Genomic DNA, 21,555 nt, shown 5'->3' with positions numbered 1-21,555 from the left:
CAAAAATCAAAAGAATCCCGGCGGAAGGCGGAGATTTTCAAGCGTCAAATTTTCGACGGCGATCAAGGAGCAGGCGATGCAGCGCGGACTGATGGTCTATCCGATGGGCGGCACCATCGATGGCCGCACGGGCGACCATGTGCTGCTGGCGCCGCCTTGAAGGCGCTCGGGTAGGACGCCTTATTTCGGGAACGCGAGCACTTCCTGCTGCTGCTCGCCCAAACCGGCGATGCCCAGACGAAGCTTGTCGCCCTTTTTGAGGAACCGCTGCGGCGTGCGCCCCAGGCCCACGCCCGGCGGGGTGCCGGTGCAGATGATGTCGCCCGGCTCCAGGGTCATGAAGCGCGACAGGTAGCTGACGATTCTAGCAACCGTGAAGATCATGTTCGAGGTATTCCCGGTCTGCATGCGCTTGCCGTTCAGCTCCAGGTAGAGGTCGAGGTCCTGGACGTCGAAGATCTCGTCTTTCGTGACCAGGAAGGGGCCGACCGGGCCGAAGGTGTCGCAGCCCTTGCCCTTGTCCCACTGCGAGCCCATCTCGAACTGGAAGGCGCGCTCGGAGACGTCGTTGACCACGCAGTAGCCGGCCACGTATTTCAGGGCGTCTTCTTCGCTGACGTATTGCGCGCGGGTGCCGATCACCACGCCCAGCTCGACTTCCCAGTCGGTCTTCTTCGAGCCTTTCGGCAGCTGGATCGGGTCGTCCGGGCCGGACAGGCAGCTGGTCGCCTTCATGAACATGGCCGGCTCCTTCGGGACCGGCGCGCCCACTTCGGCAGCGTGGTCCGAGTAGTTCATGCCGATGCCGATGAATTTGCCGACGCCCTTGACCGGGACGCCGAAGCGTGGATTGCCGCGTACCAGCGGCAGGGTCTTGTGGTCGATTTTCGCAAGCTTGCGCAGCGTGCGCTCGGACAGCATCGAGGCGTCGATGTCGTCGATCACGCCGGACAGGTCGCGCAGGCGGCCCTCTTCGTCGAACAGGCCTGGCTTTTCCTTACCGGGACGACCGTAACGAACTAACCTCATATTCTTCTTCCTTCGGGATGAACTCGGGGATTGCGCATTTTACCGGACGCCGCCGAAGGAGGTACACCGCCACGCCTGGCAGTTGCAGGAGGATCAGCACGGCAAAGCCGACCTGGTAAGCCACGGCCGGGTATTGGCCGCCCGGGCCGGGATGCCAAAGCCCGATGACCTGGCCGAACCCGGCCTGCACGATGAAGGCGCCGACGAAGATCAGCAGGTTCAGGCAGGTGGAAGCGCGCCCGGTCAGTTCGCGCGGCACGCTTTGCGCCACGATCGTGTATTCGATGCCGGTGATCGATCCCACCAGCGTAAACAGCACCGCCATCAGTTGCATGCTGGGCTTATGGTTGAGCATGATGGTGACCTGGACCAGCAGGAACAGGCCGATCCCGACCGCGGCCACATCCTGGGACTTGATGCCGCGGCGGCCGGCCCGCTCGGTGATCAGCCCGACCGCGATCGCGCCGAAGATCACCGCGGCCATGCTCAGGTAGAGCAGATAGGCCACGGCGGCATCCGAGAAGTGCGCCACGTCCGACAGCCAGCGCCCAAGCCACAGTCCCTGGATGCCGAAGAATACGGTGTGCGGGACCAGGATGAGCGTGACGGTCTTGCGGAACTCGGGATTGCGGTAGACATCGCCCAGCGAAGCCAGCGTTGCCGGTTTGGTGTTGGGTACGGCGGGCGCCTGCGGCACCAGCAGCCAGATCACCAGCGCAGTCAGCGCAGTCAGGATGGCCAGCAGGACGAACAGGCCGCGCCAGTCGGTGTGCTGGAGCGCCATGCGTACCGGCAGCGTGGCCGATGCGGAACCGAGGCCGCCCACCGCCAGCAGGTAACCATTGATCGACGGCAGCCGGCTCGGTGCGACGCAGGATGACAGCGCCTTGACGGCCGACATGAAGCAGCCTGCCAGGCCCAGGCCGATCAGGGCGCGCGCAACCAGCAGTTCGCCATAGGTATGACCGGATGCGAACAGCAGTGCGCCCATGGTAGCCAGCAGCAGGAGCAGCAACTGCACCTTGCGTGGCCCATACCGGTCCAGCGCCAGGCCGACCGGCAGTTGCACGAGTGCGTAGGTAAAGAAGAACGCGCTGGTAAGCAGTCCGAGCTGCCCCGGGTCCAGGGACAGGGAATTGACCAGGCTGGGTGCGAGCAATGCGTTGATATTGCGTAGCAGCAGAGACAGGTAGTGTCCGAAAGCGAAAGGCAGGAATACACACAGGAAGACCCGCCTGGGTGTGAGGCCTGGCGCCGCGGCGTGCTGCGGCAGCGGTAGCACATACGGTGCGGGCGAGCTCTCATGGGTACGCATGGTGGACCTCCAAAGCCGGAGTCGGGAGAAATGCCGAAACCACTTTATAAGTCCGACGAGAAATACGAATTGCCGACTATCAATTAATGACGGAATGAAAGTAAATCCTCGCTGTATATCAAGGATGCATGAAGACGCGTTGTTCTAAATAAAGTTTCTCTTTGGAATTCTTGCGCCGACGCAATCTTCTCGGGGCCACTCCGGCGTACATTTCCCGATGCGCAGCGGCACTCCGGCGCTGCTTCATTTACCTGACAGGAGGCGATATGAAACACCTTGTCACCGGCGCATTGCTATGCCTGGGCCTGGCAACTGCCGCGATCGCAGCCGAGCCGACCGAAAAAGACGCGATCGCCATGAGCGAACGCGGAGCGGCCTTTTACAAAGCACACGGTAAGGACGAGTTGATCAAGCGCATTACCGCCAAGGACCCGGACTTCGTCCAGGGCTCGATGTACATCTACATGCGCGACCTGGGCAGCGGCGCGAATATCGCGCACCCGTTCAACCAGTCGATCGTCGGCAAGGACCTCAACGACGTACCCGACACCAATGGCAAGTTCTACCGGCGCGACATCTACGAACTGGCGAAGAAAGAAGGCAAGGGCTGGGTCGACTACATGTACAAGAACCCGGCCAATAACAAGATCGAGGCAAAAACCAGCTATGTGCAGCGGGTCGGCGACGTCATCCTGGTCACCGGCATTTACAAGAAATAAGCGGAACAAGCCTCTCCAGCGCCAGCCGGAGCCGCCCATCGGCGGCGAGCCTCCCTGGCGCATCTTCCCGTCGAGCGGCCACTTGCGTTAGCACAAAGCGCGGGCAAGACCGCGGCGTAAAGTACGCAATGCCAATGGGAAACATCAGCGCATGCATCTCGAGAAGGGGCATCTCATGAAGCTGCTCGCAGCGGCCACGGCCCTGTGCCTGCTCCATGGGCCTGCGCTGGCCGGCGAGCCCACCAGGCAGGACGCGATCGCCATGGCCGAGCGCGGCGCCGCCCTGATCAAGACCAGAGGCAAGGGCGAAATGATCCGGCGGATCAATGCCAGGGATCCAGCCTTTGTCCAGGGCCCGCTGCATGTCGGCCTGCGCGACCTCGGGACCGGCATCGTGCTGGCCGATCCCTGCCACCCCTCGGTGGTCGGCATCGACCTGCTGGACGTCCCGGATTCGAACGGCAAGAAGTACCGCCGCGAGATCGTCGGGCTCGCCGCTGCCCGCGGCAAGGGCTGGGTCGATTACCAGTACAAGGATCCGGCCACCGGCAGGATCGAGCCGGAGACGACTTACATCCTGCGCGTCGGCGACGTCGTGCTCGAGGCCCGCCTGCACAGGCCATTCTAGTGGGGAGCGTAGCATGCTGAAGAAATTGCGGATTGGTCCAAAGCTGCTGCTGGCGCCAGGACTGGTGCTGGTATTGCTGGTGTTGCTGTCGGGAGTCGCCTATTACGGCATGGTGCGCCAGAACGCATCGCTGGAAAACATGGTGCAGGTACGCGCGGCGCGCCTGAAGAGCGTGGCCGACACGGCGGGCGATACCAAATATGCGCACGCCAACGCATACCAGCTGCTGGCCGGGATCAACGGCAGCTTCGCCAAGAGCCGGCTCGACGCCCTGATCGCCGATATCGGCGCCAGGCATGCCGCGATCCAGGCCCAGCTGCGCGACCTGGCGCGCGTGGCCAACGATGCCGAGCGCAAACCGATCGATGCCTCGCTGACGGCACTGGCGGCTTACCGCAAGGCCGTGCAGGACACCATCGAGATGGCCCAGGCCGACCAGTCGCTCGCCACCAACTCGATGCAGAAGGCGGAAAAGGACTTCGTCGTCCTGAACCAGCAACTGGCCCGGCTGGCCTCGCTGGAAAAGACCCTGAGCGAACAGGCCTATGCCGCCGCCAGGGAAGAATTCCATCGGCTGGGACGTACCATGGCTTTCCTGGTCCTGCTGTCGATCGGACTGTCGCTGGCGGTCACGATGCGAGTGCGCCGCGCGATGCTGTCCGATATCGACGCGATCTCGGTGGTCGTGCGCGACCTGGCCGAGGGACGCCTGACCAGCGTCGCAGCCAGCGACGGGCGCGACGAAATCGCCACGACCTCGCGTGCGCTGGACCACACGATCGGCACCCTGAACACGACGCTGCGCAGCATCATGGATTCGGTACGCTCGATCGATACCGCATCCAAGGAAATCGCCAGCGGCAACCTGGACCTGTCCACCCGCACCGAGCTGCAGGCCGGTTCGCTGCAGCAGACCGCCAGCGCGATGGAAACGCTGACCAAGGCAGTCAGGGACAACGCCAGCAACGCCCACCTGGCGACCGAACTGGCGGCCGAGGCGAGCCGGCTGGCGTCGAGCGGCGGCCAGTCCGTCGACCGGGCGGTGGCGACGATGGAGTCGATCCGCGCCAGCTCGCGCAAGATCGTCGACATCATCGGCGTCATCGATGGCATCTCGTTCCAGACCAACCTGCTCGCGCTGAACGCGGCGGTCGAGGCGGCGCGCGCCGGCGAACAGGGACGCGGCTTCGCGGTCGTGGCCAGCGAGGTGCGCACGCTGGCCCAGCGCTCCGCCTCGGCAGCCAAGGAAATCAAGGCCCTGATCGCCGACTCGGTGGCGATCATCGACGGCGGCAGCGCCTCGGTCAATGAAGCCGGCGCCAGCATGGGCAGCGTGGTCGCCTCGGTGCAGCAGGTGAACGACATCATCAACCGCATCAGCGCCGCCAGCACCGAACAGGCCGAGGGCATCGCCGAAGTCAACCGCGCGGTCGGACAGATGGACGACATGACCCAGCAGAATGCGGCCCTGGTCGAACAGGCCGCGGCGGCGGCGGCCAGCCTGCACGAGCAGACCGTCAACCTGACGCGTGCGGTCGCGGTCTTCCAGATCGAAGGCGCCGAACCGGCTGCCGAGGCCAGCGACGCGCATGGGGAAAGGTTTGCGCAAGTGGACCGGCGGGCCGCGGACAGCCCCATGCGCGGCGCGCATCCGGCGCTGGAAAACCGGCCGGCCGGGCGCCGCCGCGCCAATGGCTGACGGCTAGCGGAACGGTTTGCTCACGTAGCGCGAATGCGCCAGCCCGAAACGCCACGGCACGTCGACGGCCTTCGAGATGCCGATGCGCGGCCCGGTCACCACCTCGATGCCTTTCGGCGCCGCCTCCAGTTCGAACGGCGGCTGCGCCAGCGGGCTGCCGTTCAGCGCCCTTGTCACGCCCAGCGCCTGGCACAGCTTGCCCGGGCCGGAGCACAGCAGCCACCTGTCGGTCGTGCCGCGCCGCGCCTGCATCCGTTCCAGCCCGGCGACCGGTTCCAGCGCGCGGATCAGCACCCCTGCCCCATGCCCTTCTTCGCGGCAGACAAAGTTCAGGCACCAGTGGATGCCGTAGGAGCGGTAGACGTAGGCGTGGGCGGGCGGCCCGAACATGGCGAAGTTGCGCTCGGTCGGGCCGGAATAGCTGTGCGAGGCCGGGTCCTCGCCGTCGTAGGCCTCGGTCTCGACGATGCGGCCGCCGACGCCGTCGACCAGCACCGTCACGCCGATCAGCTGGCGCGCCACCAGGTGGGAAGGAGCGGAAAAATCGATACCGGCAAGAATGGTAGAAGACATGTAACAATCTTATAACGGCTGCGCCCGCCGAGTCGCACGGACAGCGCCAGAATTGTAAATAATATAACTGTCGGATTTGCTACACACCTTGGAGTCTTTGATGTGCAAACGCGGCGCGCTGGTTTATAGTGACGAGCTTTGCACATATTTCCGTGCAGCATCGTTTCCCCTCCCTGCCATGAGTACTGCATCCGTCCTGGCGCGTCCGAGCGCCGCCGAGGATCCCGTCGACACCCTGATCAAGTCGATCCGCATCCCGCCGCGTCCCAGCCTGCTGGCGGACCTGCAGCGCGAACTCGCCTCGCCGGACCCGAGTCCGGAGACGATCGGCCGCATCGTCGCCAGCGACGTCGGCATGTCGGGGGCCCTGCTGAAGCTGGCCAACTCGTCCATCTACGGCGGCCGGCGCAAGGCCAAGTCGATCGAACAGGCGATCCTCTTCCTCGGCATTAACCAGGTCGCCGCGCTGATGACCGGCCTCCTGGCGCGCCAGGCGATCCCCGCCAACAGCGCGGCCCTGGCCAGCTTCTGGGACGTCTCGACCCGCCGTGCGCAGGCGATGGTATTCCTGTCGCGCCGCATGCGCATCGGCGAACCGGACATCGCGCATACCTTCGGCCTGTTCTGCGATACCGGCGTGCCGCTGCTGATGGACCGCTTCGCGGACTACGCCGCCACCTACGCCGCCGCCTCGCTGGAGGACCAGCGCCCGTTCACCGCGCTGGAAGACGAACGCCACTCTACCTCGCACGCCGCGATCGGCTGCCTGCTGGCGCGCAACTGGGGCCTGTCCGGCGACGTCGCCTGGGCCATCCTGCACCACCACGACCATGCCGTGCTGGAAGACGCGAACACGGCGGGCCCCGTGCGCTCGCTGGTGGCGCTGTCGCTGCTGGCCGAAAATGCGATCTGCAAGTACCAGGGCCATGCCGAATCGCTCGAGTGGAACAAGGGCGGCGCGCGGGCCTGCGCCTATCTCGGCCTGTCGCAGGAAGAAACCGCCGAGCTGCTCGACGAATTGCACGAAGCTTTCCACGACGACCAGTAATTCTCTCCTCGAGAGCGTCTTTACTTCCCCTCCGGACCGGCAGATACTTGAAGCAAAAGTTTACCGGTAACGGAGGAAATGATGAGACACCTCGTTGCGATCCTGCTGGTGCTGCTGAGCGGCTGCGCCAGCGCCCCGCCGTCGACCCTCGCGCCACCGGCGGAGCTGTTCGCCGACGCTTCCTTCGCCCCGCCATCCCGGCCGGTGGACGCATCCGACCTGTTCACCCTCAGCCCGGAGATGCGCACCTACCTGCACAGCGCCAGGTTCGGCAGCCTGACGCGCTCGCTGGGCAAGGAAAAGGGCCTGCTCGAGGCCCTCTACACCAAAACCGATCTCAAGCTCGAGTACGAATCCAGCTATACCCGCAATGCGGCCGAAACCTTCCGCGACCGTGCCGGCAACTGCATGTCGCTGGTGATCATGACGGCGGCGTTCGCCAAGGAGCTCGGCATGACGGTGCGCTACCAGAGCGTCGACATGGAGAGCTGGAGCCGCAGCGGCGACCTGTACCTGCTGAGCGGCCACGTCAACATCATGCTGGGGTCGCGCACGAACATGAGCGACGTCCTGCCAGAGCAGGTGCTGGTGGTCGACTTCCTTCCCGCTCCGGCGGCCGACACCCTGGGCAAGCGCCTGCTCAGCGAAGACCAGATCGTTTCCATGTTCCAGAACAACCGCGCCGCCGAAGCCCTGGTGGACGGCCGGTTCGACGATGCCTACTGGTGGGCGCGCGCGGCGGTGGCGCGCAATCCGGCATCGGCCATGCCCCTGAACACCCTCGCCGTGGTCTACGACCGCCATGGCGACAAGCGCATGGCGGAACGGGTCTACCGCGCGGCCCTGCAGCGCGAGCCGGAAAACCTGATCACGCTGCGCAATCTCGAACCGGTGCTGGCGGCACTCGGCAAGACCGACGAGGCGCAAGCCATCGCCAGGCGCGTGGCCAGCCTGGAGCCGGTACCGCCGTTCCAGTATTTCCACCAGGGCGTGGCCGCCTACCAGGAGCGCCAATACGACAAGGCGCGCGATCTATTCCGTCGGGAAATCAAACGCGCGCCCTACAACGATGAATTCCATTTCTGGCTGGCCGCCACCTACCTGCAGTTGAACCGGCTCGGCGACGCGCGCAACGAACTGGCGCTGGCGGTGGAGAACAGCACGCAGAGCGACATCCGCAAGCGTTATTCGGCCAAGCTGGCCCACCTGCGCCAGCTCGGCATGCAGTGAAGGACGGCCCGGAGATCAGTGCCGGCGCGCACGCGGCGCCTGCTTCGGCATGCCGCTCCTGTCGAGGTGGCGGAAGGTGATCCGCCCCTTGTTCAGGTCGTAGGGCGACATCTCCAGCGTGACGCGGTCGCCGGCGATGATACGGATATGGTTGCGCTTCATCCTGCCGGAAGTGTAAGCGACCAGTTGGTGACCATTCTCGAGGTCCACGCGAAAGCGCATTTCAGGCAGCACTTCGGTGACCTTGCCATGCATTTCGATCAGCTCTTCTTTCATCTCGTGTCCTTTATGTAGTGAATACCAATGCCCAGTCCCAGGCAATGCTTGCGCAACGCCTGGGGCGGTTGACAGGGTCGAAGTCGGGAAAAGACGGCTCCGGCTGCAGTGTCGAGCCGTGTGGAAACTGGGGGATGGAACCGAAATGGGGACGTTATGCCGAAAAAAAAGGGCTGGCGCCCTTTTTCCCTGCCGGCCGTGCTATCAGCGGCGGCCGCGGAAGCTCGAGCGGGCCGCCGGGGCGCCACGCTTCTCGATATGGCGGAAGGTGATGCGGCCCTTGCTGAGGTCGTATGGCGACAGCTCCAGGCTGACCTGGTCGCCGGCCAGGATGCGGATGTGGTTCTTCTTCATCTTGCCGGACGTGTAGGCGATCAGCTTGTGGCCGTTCTCGCAATCGATGCGGAAGCGCGAATCCGGCAGGACTTCGGCGACGACGCCGTTCATTTCGATGAGTTCTTCTTTTGCCATGATGTTCTCCGGTAGGGCTGAAACGAGTGGGATGGAGAAAAAAAAGCCCGCTGCTGCGGGCTTCGTTTCAATGTGACGCCAATGCGTTAATCGCCGCTCCAGCCCCTGCTATCTGCGGGGTGCGGAGCCCGGAGGCCCAGGCTATCTGCCAGGTGCATCCATCGTGTAGACCGACCAATGTATGTGGAATGACATCCCCTGTCGGCGTACTCGCGCGCGCCATTACACATGGTGCGCCGCGTGCCTTTCGCGGGGAACGGCAGGACCATCGAGACCTGACCGCGAACGCAGTGTAGCACGCTTCCTTGTGCAGCGCGCAAATAGATCAGAACAGCTGCCGCGTCGCGCCGGTGTCCAGGCTGTCGTCGACCAGCCGGCGCCACACGACGAGCTTCTGCTCGAACGTCATCGCCATGTGCGCCGGCGAGGACGAGGGCAGCACCACGGCGCGGTAGCCGGCCTGTTCGAACTGCGGCGCGAACTTGCCGGAGGCCTGGCCGTTGAAGCCGACCGTCTCCAGTTCCGGACACAGGTGGCGCAGGCGGTCGAAATCGTTGGCGGCCGGCTTGCGGATCGCGGAATCGAGGCTGCCTTCGCGCTCGCAGGCGGCCAGCACGTCCCACAGGCCGAAGCGGTGCGCCAGCAGGCGCGGCAGGCGCTCGCCGTAGGGCAGGTTGTAGAGGTCTTCGCCGACCAGGGCGCCGACCAGCTTCCAGAACTGGTTGCGCGGATGGGCGTAATACTGCTGGGCGGCCAGCGAGCGCGCGCCGGGGAAGCTGCCGAGGATCAGGATGCGCGTGTCGGGGGCGATGACCGGGGCCAGGCCGGTGAGGAGGGAGGTGGATTCAAGAGATGTAGTCGGCATGCGTGGATTGTAGCGGCTGGATCAAAGACGCAGCGCGGGGACGACGGCGATAAAAAAGCGGCGGCACGCTCGCACGCACCGCCGCAAAGGGCTACATCGACACTACCCACTCACCTCATCTCATCTCAGCGCGACCTTGTCCGCAGCCGAAGCCGCAGCCGAAGCGGGCGCCGCATCCCAGCCGCCGCCCAGGGCGCGGATCAGCGCCACCGTGGTGACCGCGCGGTCGCCGCGCAGCTGGACCGCGTTGCGTTCCACCGCGGCCAGGTTGCGCTGGGCGTCCAGCAGCTCAAGGTAGCTCGAGCGGCCGGCGTCGTACAGCTTCTGCGCCAGGTCGGCCGAGCGCCGCGCCGACACCAGCGCCGCCTCGACTTCGGCGCCCTGCCCTGCCAGCACGCGCAGGCCGGCCAGGTTGTCCTCGACTTCGGCGAAGGCCACCAGCACGCTCTGGCGGTAGGCGCCGACCGCTTCTTCCAGCGCGGCCTCGCTGCGCACCACGTTGCTGCGGTTGCGGCCGCCGTCGATCAGCGGCATCGACAGCGCCGCGCCCAGCAGCCAGGAGCGGCTGCTCCACTTGAACACGTCGCCGAAGGCGCCGGCCACGCCGCCGCCGTTCGCGCCGATGCTCAGCGCCGGGAACATCGCCGAGCGCGCCACGCCGATGCGGGCGTTGGCCGCTTCCATCGTGCGCTGGGCGCCGGCGATGTCGGGCCGGCGTTCCAGCAGGCTCGAAGGCAGGCCGGCCGGGATCAGCGGCAGGCTGGCGCTGGCGTCGAGCGGATCGCTGGCCGCGCCGAAGTTCGAGGCCGGCTGGCCCAGCAGCACCGCCAGCGCATGCTCGGCGGTGGCGCGCTGGCGCTGCAGGCCGATCGCCTCGGCGCGCGCGGTGGACAGCTCCGTCCTGGCCCGCGACAGGTCGAATTCGCCGATATCGCCCAGCTCGAAGCGGCGGCCGGTCACGCGCACGCTCTCTTCGCGCAGGCGCACGGTCTGGTTCACGGTCGCCAGCTCGGCGTCCAGCGCGCGCAGCCGGAAATAGGTCTGCGCGACGTCGGCCTGCAGCGACAGCAGCACCGAGCGGTAGGTCGCCTCGCTCGCCGCGGCATCGCCGCGCGCCGCGGCCACGTTGCTGGACACGCGGCCGAACAGGTCGACCTCGTAGCTGGCGCTCAGGCTGGCGCGGTAGCTGGTGGCGGGCGCGATCGGCGTGCCCGGCGCCACGTTCGCTTCCAGCGGCGACAGGCGTGCACGCTGGGCGCCGACGCCGGCACCGATCTGCGGAATCCGGTCCGCTTCCGCGATGCCGGCGATCGCCCTCGCCTGCTTCACGCGCGCGGCGGCCACCGACAGGTTCTGGTTGCTGGCCGTGGCCTGCGCGACCAGGCTGTCGAGGCGGGCGTCATGGAAGGCCTTCCACCATTCGCCGCGCGGCTGGCTCTCGGCCGGCTGCGCGGTCTTCCAGGTGGTGCCGTCGGAGGCGCTGCGCACCACCTCGGGCGATGCGGCCGGCGCAGCCACCTGCGCTTCCTTGAATGCGGCCGGGGTCGACACGGCCGGCTGGTGGAAGGCCGGCGCCGCGCAGGCACTCAGCAGCAGGGCCGCCAGCACGGTGGCGAAGCGCGGCGCGAATTTCGCGACGGCCTTCACTACCGGCTGCGCCAGCGGGCGGCGTGGGGTCCGGGCGAGGGCCTCGTCGAGGGCCTGGTCCCGGTTTTGATTCATCGTTGTCATTTCATTGCTCCTTCGAGTTCGGGGGCGTGCGGCTCGACATGCGCAAGGCGATGCGAAGGCTTGCCGAAGCGCGCCGCCAGGGTGCGCAGCAGGACGTAGAACACCGGCGTCAGGAACAGGCCGAAGAAGGTCACGCCCAGCATGCCGGCGAACACCGCCACGCCCATCGCATGGCGCATCTCGGCGCCGGCGCCGTGCGAGAACACCAGCGGCACCACACCCATGATGAACGCGATCGAGGTCATCAGGATCGGACGCAGGCGCAGGCGGCAGGCTTCCAGCGCGGCGGCGACGATACTGCGGCCGTGGTGTTCCAGCTCGACCGCGAACTCCACGATCAGGATCGCGTTCTTCGACGCCAGGCCGACCAGCACGAACAGGGCGATCTGCGTGAACACATTGTTGTCGCCGCCGGTCAGCTTCACGCCGATCAGCGCGCACAGGATCGACATCGGCACGATCAGGATGACCGCCAGCGGCAGGGTCCAGCTTTCGTACTGCGCGGCCAGCACCAGGAACACCAGCAGCACGCACAGCGGGAACACGTAGACCATGGTGTTACCGGCCAGGATGTCCTGGTAGGTGAGATCCGTCCATTCGTAGGCGATCCCCTTCGGCAGCACTTCGCGGGCGATCTCTTCCATCGCAGCCTGGGCCTGGCCCGAGGACACGCCCGGGGCCGGGCCGCCATTCATTTCGGCGGCGACGTAGCTGTTGTAGCGCTGGACGCGGTCCGGGCCATAGGTATCCTTGATCTTCATGATCGACGACAGCGGGATCATCTCGCCGGTACCGGAGCGCACCTTCAGCTGGGCGATCTGCTCGCGCTGCGAACGGAACGGCGCATCGGCCTGCACGCGCACCTGGTAGGTACGGCCGAACTGGTTGAAGTCGTTCACGTACAGCGAACCGAGGTTGATCTGCAAGGTCTGGTTGATCTCGGCCAGCGACACGCCCAGCTGCTTGGCTTTCACGCGGTCGACGTCGGCGAACAGCTGCGGCACGTTGATCTGGTAGCCCGAGAACACGCCGGCCAGGCGCTTGTCGGTGGCGGCTTTCGCCATGAAGGCCTGCACCGCCTTGTTCAGTTCATCGTAGCCGAGGTTGCCGCGGTCTTCGATCATCATCTTGAAGCCGCCCGTGGTGCCCAGGCCGTTCACCGGCGGCGGTGGCAGCACCATCACGAAAGCATCTTCGATCACGCCCATGCGCTTGTTGATTTCAAGAGCGATGGCTTCGGCGCTCTGGGTCTTGCCCTTGCGCTCATCGAAGGGTTTCAGGGTGGTGAACACGATGCCGGCGTTCGGCGCGTTGGTGAAGCCGTTGATCGACAGGCCCGGGAAGGCGACCGACGATTCCACGCCCGGGATCTGTTTCGCCACGTCGGACATCTTGCGGATCACGGCGTCGGTGCGGTCCAGCGAAGCGGCGTCCGGCAGCTGCGCGAAGCCGATCAGGTAAGCCTTGTCCTGCGCCGGCACGAAGCCCGGCGGCACGGCCTTGAACATGAAGATGCCGGCAATCGCGAGCAGCACGTACACGCCCAGCGATGCGCTCTTGCGCTTCAGGACGCCCTTCACGCCGCCTTCATAGGCGTGCGAGGAGCGGTGGAAGAAGCGGTTGAAGCCCGCGAAGAAGCGGCCGAACACGAAGTCCATGGCGCGGGTCAGCTTGTCCTTCTTGGCGCCGTGCGGCTGCAGCAGCACCGCCGACAGGGCCGGGGCCAGGGTCAGCGAGCTGAATGCCGAGATCACGGTCGAGATGGCGATGGTCAGGGCGAACTGGCGGTAGAACTGGCCGGTCAGGCCCGACACGAAGGCGATCGGCACGAACACGGCGCACAGCACCAGCGCGATCGCGATGATCGGACCGGACACCTCCTTCATCGCCTGCACCGTGGCGTCGTGCGGATTCAGGCCGTTCTCGATATTCCGCTCGACGTTCTCCACCACCACGATGGCGTCGTCGACCACGATACCGATCGCCAGCACGAGGCCGAACAGCGACAGCGTATTGATCGAGAAGCCGAAGGCCAGCATCACGGCGAAGGTGCCGACCACCGACACCGGCACCGCCAGCAGCGGGATGACGGAAGCGCGCCAGGTCTGCAGGAACACGATCACGACCAGCGCCACCAGCACCACCGCTTCGATCAGGGTGTGCACGACGGAGTCGATCGACTCGCGCACGAACTGGGTCGGGTCGTACACGATGCTGTAGGTCATACCCTGCGGGAAGTCCTTCGACAGTTCTTCCATCTTGGCGCGCACGTCGGTCGACAGCTGCAGCGCGTTGGCGGTCGGGGACTGGAAGATCGGGATCGCCACCGCGGATTTGTTGTCGAGCAGCGAGCGCAGGGCGTAGGAGTTCGAGCCCATTTCCAGGCGCGCCACGTCCTTCAGCAGCGTGGTGGCGCCGTCCTGGCTGGTCTTGACGACGATGTTGCCGAATTCTTCTTCCGACTGCAGGCGGCCCTGGGTGTTCACGGTGAGCTGGAAGTCCGCGCCTTTCGACGGGCCCTGGCCGACCACGCCAGCCGCGACCTGCACGTTCTGCTCGCGGATCGCATTCACGACGTCGCTGGCGGTCAGGTTGCGCGCGGCGACCTTCTGCGGATCGAGCCAGACGCGCATCGCGTAGTCGCCCGAACCGAACAGCTGGACGTCGCCCATGCCGGTGATGCGCGCCAGCTGGTCCTTGACGTTCAGGGTCGCGTAGTTACGCAGGTAGAGGTCGTCGTAGCGGCCGTCCGGCGAATTCAGGTGGACCACCATCGTGATGTTGGGCGAGCTCTTGACCGTGGTGACGCCGATCTGGCGCACCTCTTCCGGCAGGCGCGGCAGCGCGCGCTGGACGCGGTTCTGCACGGCCGTTTCAGCCTGCTCGACGTTGGTGCCGATCTTGAAGGTCACGGTCAGCTGCAGCGCGCCGTCCGACGTGTTCTGCGAGGTCATGTAGAGCATGTCCTCGACGCCGTTGATCTCCTGTTCGATCGGGGTGGCGACGGTTTCCGCGATCACCTTCGGATTGGCGCCCGGGTACTGCGCGCGCACCACCACGGACGGCGGCACCACTTCCGGATATTCGGAGATCGGCAGCTGGAAGATCGAGATGAGGCCGGCCACGAAGACGATGACCGACAACACCGCCGCGAAGATCGGCTTGTCGACGAAAAAGCGTGAGATGTTCATTGTGTTGATTCCTTATTTTGCATCTGCCATGGCCAGCTGCGCGGACTTGTCCTTATCCACGTTGGTGCTGGCCACCATCGGCACGGTCTGCGCCGTGATCGGCGAACCCGGACGCACGCGCTGCAGGCCGTTGACGACGATCTTCTCGCCCGGATGCAGGCCGGCCTTCACCACGCGCAGGCCCTCGACCACCGGTCCCAGCTTGACTTCGCGGTACTCGGCCTTGCCGTCCTTGCCGACCACGAACACGAACTTGTGGCTCTGGTCGGTGCCGACCGCGCGGTCGCTGATCAGGAGCGCCGGCTTCTCGCTGCCGCCGCCGATCTGCACGCGGGCGAACAGGCCGGGCGCCATCACGTCGTCCTTGTTGGCGAAGGTGGCGCGCATGCGCACGCTGCCGGCGCGGGTGTCGAGCTGGTTGTCGACGAATTCGAGCTTGCCCTCGTGCGGGAAGCCCTCTTCGTTGGCCAGGCCGACCCGCACCGTCACCGGCTGGCCGCTGTGGGCCTGCGAGCGCACGCGCAGGTAGGTGTCTTCGTCGCCGTCGAAGCTGGCGTAGATGCGGTCCACCGAAACCACCGAGGTCAGCAGGCTGGAAGCGTCGACCAGGTTACCCAGGGTGATCTCGGCCTTGGAGACGCGGCCGTCGATCGGCGAGACGACGCGGGTGTAGGCCACGTTCAGCTTCGCCGCTTCGGACTGGGCCTGGGCGGCGCGCGCATCCGCTTCGAGCTGCTTCTGCGCGGAAGCGCTGGCGTCGTATTCGCGCTGGGCGATCGCCTTGTCGGCCAGCAGGCGCTCGGCGCGGGCCAGCTCGACGCGCGCCAGTTCGGCTTTCGCACGGGCCGACCTGGCGGCGGCGTCGGCGCGCTCCGCTTCGGCCTGGAAAGGACGGGAGTCGATCACGAACAGCACCTCACCCTTCTTCACCATCGCGCCGGGCTTGAAGTTGACGGCGGTGATGAAGCCCGACACGCGCGGATGGATATCGACGTGTTCGACGGCTTCCAGGCGGCCCGAGAACTCCTGGGTTTCCGCGACCGGCTTCTCGACCACGACGGCGGCCGACACCGGCGGACCGGCTTGCGCCTGGGTCTGGGCTTCGGCCGCCTTGCCGGTGGCGTCCGAGCAGCCGGCGATCAGGGCCGCGATGCCGGCGGCGCCCAGCGCCAGCACGACAGGCTTGGCGACGGTGCGTAATTGATGAATTGCTTTCATGAGTGAGCCCTCCGATATTGATGACTTATTAATAATTAGGCGAAAGCAGTCCCTTCCGGTCTTGCATGCGGGATGCAGACAGAAACGCAGGAAAAGACAGGTCTCCCGTGCCCGAAAACGGGTACGTTGTTCTAGGTTTGGATGCTGCTAAGCGTTACCGGCAAGACGTTCCAGCCGGACGATCCGTGACGGATCAGCTGCCGGGCGGGGCGTTGTCGGATTCGAGCCCGGCGATGAAATTGGCGATCTCGTGCAGGACATGGCCCGTACACGCACATTCATTACGGGCGTTCGGCTCCTCGATGCGGGCCGGCGCCATGCGTCGCACCGTGGTCCGCACGCCCGCGTTGATCAGCTTGGCGCCATAGGCTTCGGCCTCGTCGCGCAGCGGGTCGTCGTCGGCCGACAAGATCAACGCCGGCGCCAGGTTCTTCAGGCGGCTCGACTGCAGCGGCGACGCATACGGGTGGCTGCGGTCGGCGGCGTGCGGCAGGTAGCCGCGGTAGGCCGCCGCGCACTCGTCGAACACCCTTGCCTTGTCGGGGCAGGTCGGCATCTCGCGCATCGAGCAGCTCGACAGGCCCGGATCGAGCATCGGCATGATCAGGATCTGGCCGGCCAGCGCCGGGCCGCCGCGGTCGCGCGACATCATCGCCGCCACCGCCGCCAGGTTGCCGCCGGCCTCGATGCCGGCCACCAGCAGGCGCTTGCCGGTCCAGCCCAGTTTCGTCTTGTTCTTCCTGGCCCAGTTCACCACCGCATGGGCATCCTCGGCCGCGGCCGGGAAGGGTTTCACGGGCGCCAGGGTATAGGTCGACGACAGCACCACCGGGTAGCCGCTCGCGTCTGCGAGACGGCGCAGGAAGCCGTCGGACTCGTCGAGGTCGCCGTCGTCGAAACCGCCGCCATGGAAGAACACGATCAGGATGTCGCGCTTGCCGTCCACCGCCGCACGGTACAGGCGAGCCGCCAGCGGGCCTTCGAAACCGGCGACCTCCAGCTCCTTCACCACCAGCTCGTGCTGGTCCTCGGCCTGCTCATTGTTCAGAACGGCAGCATTCATGCTTGCACTCCCTTGGTGGCGACCACGTGGAACAGGGCCTGGTAACCGGCCGCCTCGGCGCCGGCCGCATGGGCGTACAGGCCCGTGCCGACCAGGCCCGCCATGAGCATCACGCTCAGCGCGAACGCCAGGCTTGCAACAATTCCATCGCGATGTTTCATGACTTGCTCCCGTTTCTTCAATGGCACTTTTATCAGTGCCCGTGCCGATACTATAGACATGAACTAGAATCTGATAAATACCGCAATCGCGAATCCATTATTCAGATCCCTGAACAATCCAATGAACAACAAGCTGCAAGCGATGGAAGTCTTTGTGCAGGTGGTCGATGCCGGCAGCTTTACGCGCGCGGCCGACGCCCTGCAGATGCCGAAGGCCACGGTGTCGACCCTGGTGCAGTCGCTGGAAACCTCGCTGTCGGCCAAGCTGCTGCACCGGACCACGCGCCAGGTGACGGTGACCACCGACGGCGCCGCGTATTACGAACGCTGCGTGCGCATCCTGTCCGACGTGCGCGATGCCGAGGAATCGCTGTCGCGCACCCGGCTGTCGCCGAGCGGCCGCCTGCGCGTGGACATGCCGACCGGCCTGGCCAGCGAAGTGGTGATCCCGGCCCTGCCCGATTTCTTCGAGCGCTATCCGGACATCATGATGGAACTGGGCAGCACCGACCGCCCGGTCGACCTGGTCGAGGAAGGCGTCGATTGCGCGATCCGCGGCGGCGAGCTGGTGGACAGCAACCTGATCGCGCGCCGGGTCGGCGTGGTCAACTTCGTGACCGCCGCTTCGCCGGCCTACCTCGAACGCTACGGCACGCCCCGGCATCCGCGCGACCTCGAACGCCACCGCTGCGTGAACTATTTTTCGGCCAAGACGGGCAAGGTCTACGACTGGGATTTCCGGCGCGGCGACGAGCGCATCGATATCGCGATGCGCGGCGTGATTGCGCTGAACGATTCGAACGCCTATGTGCACGCGGGCCTGGCCGGCCTCGGCGTGATCCAGATGACCGATTACCTGCTGCAGGAGCACGTGGCGGCCGGCCGCATGGTGCAGCTGCTGCCCGACTGGATCAGCGATCCGCTGCCGGTGCACGTGGTGTATCCGCAGAACCGCCACCTGTCGGCCAAGGTGCGGGTGTTCGTCGAGTGGGTATCGGACCTGTTCGCCAACCATCCCTACATGCACCTGCGCGCGCTGCCGCGTCCCTTGCCGCTGGCGGCAATGGAAACCGTGACCGCGGCGGCGGCTGCTGCTACCATGTCTTCATAGGACAAGACCAAGGAGACCGCGATGCAGCCGCGCCCCATCGACACCCTGCTGGAGCAGTACGGCGAAAGCCACCGCAACCCGACCAATGAGCTGATCCATGTCGTGTGCGTGCCGGTGATCGTGTTCACCCTGCTGGGCATCCTGTGGAGCATCCATCCGGCGGTCGCCGTGGCGGCCAGCCTGGCGGCGCTGGTGTATTACGTCAAACTGTCGCGCCCCTTCGCCTTCGGCATGCTCCTGATGAGCGCCCTGATGCTGGCCGTGCTGGCATTGATGCCGCCGATGACCGTGCTGCCGCTGTCGATCGCGGTCTTCGTGGTCGCCTGGATCGGCCAGTTCATCGGCCACAAGATCGAAGGCAAGAAGCCCTCCTTCCTCGATGACCTGCGGTTCCTGTTGATTGGACCGCTGTTCGTGCTGGGCTTCCTGTACCGCCGCTTCCATCTTGCCTATTGAATTTGCGCTTATCGAGTTGCCTGAGGAGGTCATCATGAAGACCGTCGTCGCTCTCGCCGCAGTCGCCATCCTGGCCGGCTGCGCCACCCCGCCCGAATCGGGCAGCGTGTACAACAGCTACCAGACCATGAACGAACAAGTGGTGCGCATGGGGACCGTGGAGTCCGTGCGCAACGTCGTCATCGCCAGTCCCGAATCCGGGGTCGGCACCATGACCGGCGCCGCGCTGGGCGGCCTGGGCGGGTCCGAGATCGGCGGCGGCAAGGGCTCGATCGCGACCGGCATCATCGGCGCCGTGGCCGGCGGCCTGGTCGGCCAGCAGGTCGAACGCGGCGCCGGCCGGCGCGCCGGCTTCGAAATCACGGTCAAGCTCGACAGCGGCGAACTGCGCGCCATCACCCAGCCCGCCGACGAGATGTTCCGTCCCGGCGAACGGGTGCGCCTGCTGAGCAACGGCTACAACACGCGCGTCACCCACTGACCACAGATTTCGGGCGGACGCCACAATGAACTCCGGAAAGCACGTATACTTTCCGGATGCCTTCCTACGTCCTCTTCACCATTGCATCCCTGATCTGGGGTTCCACGTTCTGGGCCATCACCCTGCAACTGGGCGACATTCCGCCCGCCGTCTCGGTCGTCTATCGCTTCGCGCTGGCGTCCGGCGCGCTGTTCGCCTGGTGCCTGGCGCGCGGCGACAAGTTGCGGCTGCCCTGGCGCACGCACAAGTGGACTTTGCTGCAAGGCTTCTTCACCTTCGGCCTGTCCTACGTCTGCACCTATAACTCGGAGCAGTACGTGGTGTCGGCGCTGGTGGCCGTGCTGTTCGCGCTGATGGTGTTCTGGACCCCGATCTGCTCGCGCATCGCCTTCGGCACGCCGATCCCGCGCAAGACCTGGACCGCCGGCGCCGCCGCGATCGGCGGCGTCACCCTGCTGTTCTGGCATTCGATCCAGGGCGCGCTGCACGACCTGAACCAGGGCGGCCAGGGCCACTTCCTGCTCGGCCTGCTGCTCGGCATCGGCGCTTCGCTGGCCAGCGCGGCCGGCACCATCGTCGTCTCGAAGGTGCGCGAACAGTCGAGCAACCTGATCCTGACCACCGGCTGGTCGATGTTCTGGGGCACCTGCATGGTCGCGCTGTGGTGCCTGGCGAGCGGCCAGCAATTCGTCCTGCCGCACACGACCAGCTACGTGCTCGGCCTGCTGCACCTGGCCATCTTCGGCTCGGTGGTGGCCTTCATCTGCTACTTCACGCTGATCAACCGCATCGGCTCGGCCAAGACCGTCTACATCGGCGTGATCACGCCGGTGCTGTCGGTGCTCATGTCGATCAAGCTCGAACACTACCGTCCCGGCCCCATCGAGTGGCTGGGCATGGCGGTCTGCCTGGGCAGCGTCGCCTGGGCGATGTACACGCCAAAACGCAAGACCCCTTCCGTCAACCTGAAAGATGCGCTCGACGCACCGCTTGAAACACCATGACCGCTGAACAAAACGTAAGTACCTTCGCTATCCGTCCCGCCACCCCGGCCGACGTCGCCCACATCATGTCGATGATCCGCGAACTCGCCGTGTTCGAAAAGCTCGAGGACATGGTGGTGGCGACCGACGCCCTGCTGCACGAGGGCCTGTTCGGCGCGCATCCGTCCTGCGAAGCCATCATCGGCGAAGCCGACGGCGAAGTAGTGACCTACGCCCTGTTCTTCCACAACTTCTCGACCTTCCTGACCAAGAAGGGCCTGTACCTGGAAGACCTGTACGTGCGCCAGGCCCACCGCGGCAAGGGCTTCGGCAACCGCATGCTCAAGCACCTGGCGCGCATCGCCGTCGAGCGCGAGTGCGGCCGCTTCGAGTGGTCGGTGCTGGACTGGAATATGCCGGCAATTAACTTCTACAAGTCGATGGGCGCCGAGATCCTGCCGGACTGGCGCGTCTGCCGCGTGACCGGCGAAGCGCTGACGTCGCTGGCCCGGGCCTGATTCAGGCTCCGGAAAGAAAAAACCCACGGGGCCTGCGCGGCGCCGTGGGTGAACCCAATAGATGGGAGGGGAGACTTGAATCCAGTGGTTTCAATATAGTCTCCCTTTTTCGTTGTCGGGATGTACTTTACAAATGCTTACGCACGTAACAGGAAGGGCATCTTCATTCTTTGATGTCCGATCTCTTCGGCGCTTTGAAGTCGATGCCCATGAAGTACGCTTGGCCTCCACAGTCTGGACATTTGTAGTGATGAGAGTTTGCGAAGTGTTCAGATTCTCTCTGCTGTCCTGCAACCTGTTCGCTCGTCATGAAACGGCTACGCGCTCCCGAGAACTGTGGACGTTTGAAGCACTTCCTGCAAATGAAACAGGCATATTGCAGCGGTATTCCAAGCGATTTCACTTCAACACCTTCGGAGTATAGTCGAGCATTTTGTTCGCACTAACGCAATGTCTGCTTTGCCGATTGCAGACCTGCCTTGGGCCGTCCGCTATCGACCCATTGCAGACTGTCGAAGCGCCGTTTAGCTCTTGAACACGGCGCTCTCAATCCAAACCCGTTCTCCTGGGTGATGCTCTTCGATAGTCGCAAGTGCATCCTGAATTGTCGCTGTGTCGGCATCCGCAAAGGAATAGGTGAAACGAGTGATATTGCCACGCTCCAGCTTCTCAAAATCTGCTTCCGACAACGCATCAGCGCTGCACCATATCGGGTAATCCCCCCATTTTTAGAGCGCGCTAAAAGTAGAGGTTAAGCGGCAAGGGCAAGTTTCTGTTTTGGTGTGATGC

At 65.2% G+C, this 21,555-nt stretch carries 21 protein-coding genes; 10 read left to right on the top strand and 11 right to left on the bottom strand.

Annotated features, from left to right (window positions below; genetic code table 11):
- Positions 1–180: 180 nt before the first annotated feature.
- Together AC3A6M_RS20835 and AC3A6M_RS20830 are read right to left on the bottom strand one after the other, a co-directional pair.
- Positions 181–1,029, bottom strand: coding sequence for a fumarylacetoacetate hydrolase family protein (locus AC3A6M_RS20835; protein WP_487854627.1), 849 nt, complete (start codon positions 1,027–1,029; stop codon positions 181–183).
- A complete protein-coding gene (locus tag AC3A6M_RS20830; protein WP_487854626.1) occupies positions 998–2,344 on the bottom strand; it encodes an MFS transporter in 1,347 nt (448 codons plus the stop codon). The genes AC3A6M_RS20835 and AC3A6M_RS20830 overlap by 32 nt, the downstream gene beginning before the upstream one ends.
- A 266-nt stretch (positions 2,345–2,610) precedes the next feature.
- Here AC3A6M_RS20830 and AC3A6M_RS20825 point away from each other — a divergent pair, with 266 nt between their 5' ends.
- From AC3A6M_RS20825 to AC3A6M_RS20815, 3 genes are all read left to right on the top strand, one after another.
- Complete coding sequence (locus AC3A6M_RS20825) at positions 2,611–3,063, top strand: cache domain-containing protein (RefSeq protein WP_487854625.1); 453 nt, start codon at positions 2,611–2,613, stop codon at positions 3,061–3,063.
- 175 nt (positions 3,064–3,238) lie between these two features.
- Positions 3,239–3,691, top strand: coding sequence for a cache domain-containing protein (locus AC3A6M_RS20820; RefSeq protein WP_487854624.1), 453 nt, complete (start codon positions 3,239–3,241; stop codon positions 3,689–3,691).
- 13 nt (positions 3,692–3,704) lie between these two features.
- Positions 3,705–5,390 carry a methyl-accepting chemotaxis protein gene (locus AC3A6M_RS20815; protein WP_487854623.1) on the top strand — a complete coding sequence of 562 codons (1,686 nt, stop codon included), beginning with the start codon at positions 3,705–3,707 and terminating at the stop codon, positions 5,388–5,390.
- A gap of 3 nt (positions 5,391–5,393) precedes the next feature.
- On the opposite strand, the gene AC3A6M_RS20810 is transcribed toward AC3A6M_RS20815, so the two are convergent.
- Positions 5,394–5,963 (bottom strand): DNA-3-methyladenine glycosylase, encoded by a 570-nt coding sequence (locus AC3A6M_RS20810; RefSeq protein ID WP_487854622.1) that lies wholly within the window; start codon positions 5,961–5,963, stop codon positions 5,394–5,396.
- A 178-nt stretch (positions 5,964–6,141) separates the two neighbouring features.
- On the opposite strand from AC3A6M_RS20810, the gene AC3A6M_RS20805 reads away from it, so the two are divergent.
- Positions 6,142–7,011, top strand: a complete 870-nt coding sequence (locus tag AC3A6M_RS20805) for an HDOD domain-containing protein (RefSeq protein ID WP_487854621.1) — start codon at positions 6,142–6,144, stop codon at positions 7,009–7,011.
- A gap of 81 nt (positions 7,012–7,092) precedes the next feature.
- Complete coding sequence (locus tag AC3A6M_RS20800; RefSeq protein ID WP_487854620.1) at positions 7,093–8,241, top strand: tetratricopeptide repeat protein; 1,149 nt, start codon at positions 7,093–7,095, stop codon at positions 8,239–8,241.
- A gap of 15 nt (positions 8,242–8,256) precedes the next feature.
- Here AC3A6M_RS20800 and infA (AC3A6M_RS20795) read toward each other — a convergent pair whose 3' ends face one another.
- The 8 genes from infA (AC3A6M_RS20795) to AC3A6M_RS20760 all read right to left on the bottom strand — a co-directional run bounded on the left by infA (AC3A6M_RS20795) (position 8,257) and on the right by AC3A6M_RS20760 (position 17,217).
- Entirely contained in the window at positions 8,257–8,517 is a 261-nt protein-coding gene (gene infA, locus AC3A6M_RS20795; protein ID WP_487854619.1) for a translation initiation factor IF-1, read from the bottom strand.
- Positions 8,518–8,721: 204 nt separating this feature from the next.
- Positions 8,722–8,988, bottom strand: coding sequence for a translation initiation factor IF-1 (gene infA, locus AC3A6M_RS20790; RefSeq protein ID WP_487854618.1), 267 nt, complete (start codon positions 8,986–8,988; stop codon positions 8,722–8,724).
- A gap of 325 nt (positions 8,989–9,313) precedes the next feature.
- Positions 9,314–9,853 carry a DNA-deoxyinosine glycosylase gene (locus AC3A6M_RS20785; RefSeq protein WP_487854617.1) on the bottom strand — a complete coding sequence of 180 codons (540 nt, stop codon included), beginning with the start codon at positions 9,851–9,853 and terminating at the stop codon, positions 9,314–9,316.
- A 120-nt stretch (positions 9,854–9,973) separates the two neighbouring features.
- Positions 9,974–11,584, bottom strand: a complete 1,611-nt coding sequence (locus tag AC3A6M_RS20780; protein WP_487854616.1) for an efflux transporter outer membrane subunit — start codon at positions 11,582–11,584, stop codon at positions 9,974–9,976.
- Complete coding sequence (locus tag AC3A6M_RS20775; protein ID WP_487854615.1) at positions 11,581–14,775, bottom strand: efflux RND transporter permease subunit; 3,195 nt, start codon at positions 14,773–14,775, stop codon at positions 11,581–11,583. Before AC3A6M_RS20775 ends, AC3A6M_RS20780 begins: the two co-directional genes overlap by 4 nt.
- A gap of 12 nt (positions 14,776–14,787) precedes the next feature.
- Positions 14,788–15,993 carry an efflux RND transporter periplasmic adaptor subunit gene (locus tag AC3A6M_RS20770; RefSeq protein ID WP_487854614.1) on the bottom strand — a complete coding sequence of 402 codons (1,206 nt, stop codon included), beginning with the start codon at positions 15,991–15,993 and terminating at the stop codon, positions 14,788–14,790.
- A gap of 193 nt (positions 15,994–16,186) precedes the next feature.
- Positions 16,187–17,056 carry an alpha/beta hydrolase gene (locus tag AC3A6M_RS20765; RefSeq protein WP_487854613.1) on the bottom strand — a complete coding sequence of 290 codons (870 nt, stop codon included), beginning with the start codon at positions 17,054–17,056 and terminating at the stop codon, positions 16,187–16,189.
- Entirely contained in the window at positions 17,053–17,217 is a 165-nt protein-coding gene (locus AC3A6M_RS20760; protein ID WP_487854612.1) for a hypothetical protein, read from the bottom strand. The genes AC3A6M_RS20765 and AC3A6M_RS20760 overlap by 4 nt, the downstream gene beginning before the upstream one ends.
- 121 nt (positions 17,218–17,338) lie before the next feature.
- On the opposite strand from AC3A6M_RS20760, the gene AC3A6M_RS20755 reads away from it, so the two are divergent.
- From AC3A6M_RS20755 to AC3A6M_RS20735, 5 genes are read left to right on the top strand one after another with little or no spacing between them, the layout of a single operon-like run.
- Positions 17,339–18,328, top strand: coding sequence for a LysR family transcriptional regulator (locus AC3A6M_RS20755; RefSeq protein WP_487854611.1), 990 nt, complete (start codon positions 17,339–17,341; stop codon positions 18,326–18,328).
- A 21-nt stretch (positions 18,329–18,349) separates the two neighbouring features.
- A complete protein-coding gene (locus AC3A6M_RS20750) occupies positions 18,350–18,784 on the top strand; it encodes an Mpo1 family 2-hydroxy fatty acid dioxygenase (protein WP_487854610.1) in 435 nt (144 codons plus the stop codon).
- A 34-nt stretch (positions 18,785–18,818) separates the two neighbouring features.
- Positions 18,819–19,265, top strand: coding sequence for an outer membrane lipoprotein (locus AC3A6M_RS20745; protein WP_487854609.1), 447 nt, complete (start codon positions 18,819–18,821; stop codon positions 19,263–19,265).
- A 56-nt stretch (positions 19,266–19,321) separates the two neighbouring features.
- Entirely contained in the window at positions 19,322–20,269 is a 948-nt protein-coding gene (locus AC3A6M_RS20740; RefSeq protein WP_487854608.1) for a DMT family transporter, read from the top strand.
- The gene (locus tag AC3A6M_RS20735; RefSeq protein ID WP_487854607.1) at positions 20,266–20,766 is read left to right on the top strand and encodes an N-acetyltransferase family protein; all 501 of its coding nucleotides are present in this window, start codon (positions 20,266–20,268) and stop codon (positions 20,764–20,766) included. Before AC3A6M_RS20740 ends, AC3A6M_RS20735 begins: the two co-directional genes overlap by 4 nt.
- Positions 20,767–21,555: the final 789 nt, after the last annotated feature.

This window comes from Telluria sp. Soil_C_11, from assembly GCF_057657395.1.
This window is presented reverse-complemented; position numbering and strand designations above follow the sequence as displayed.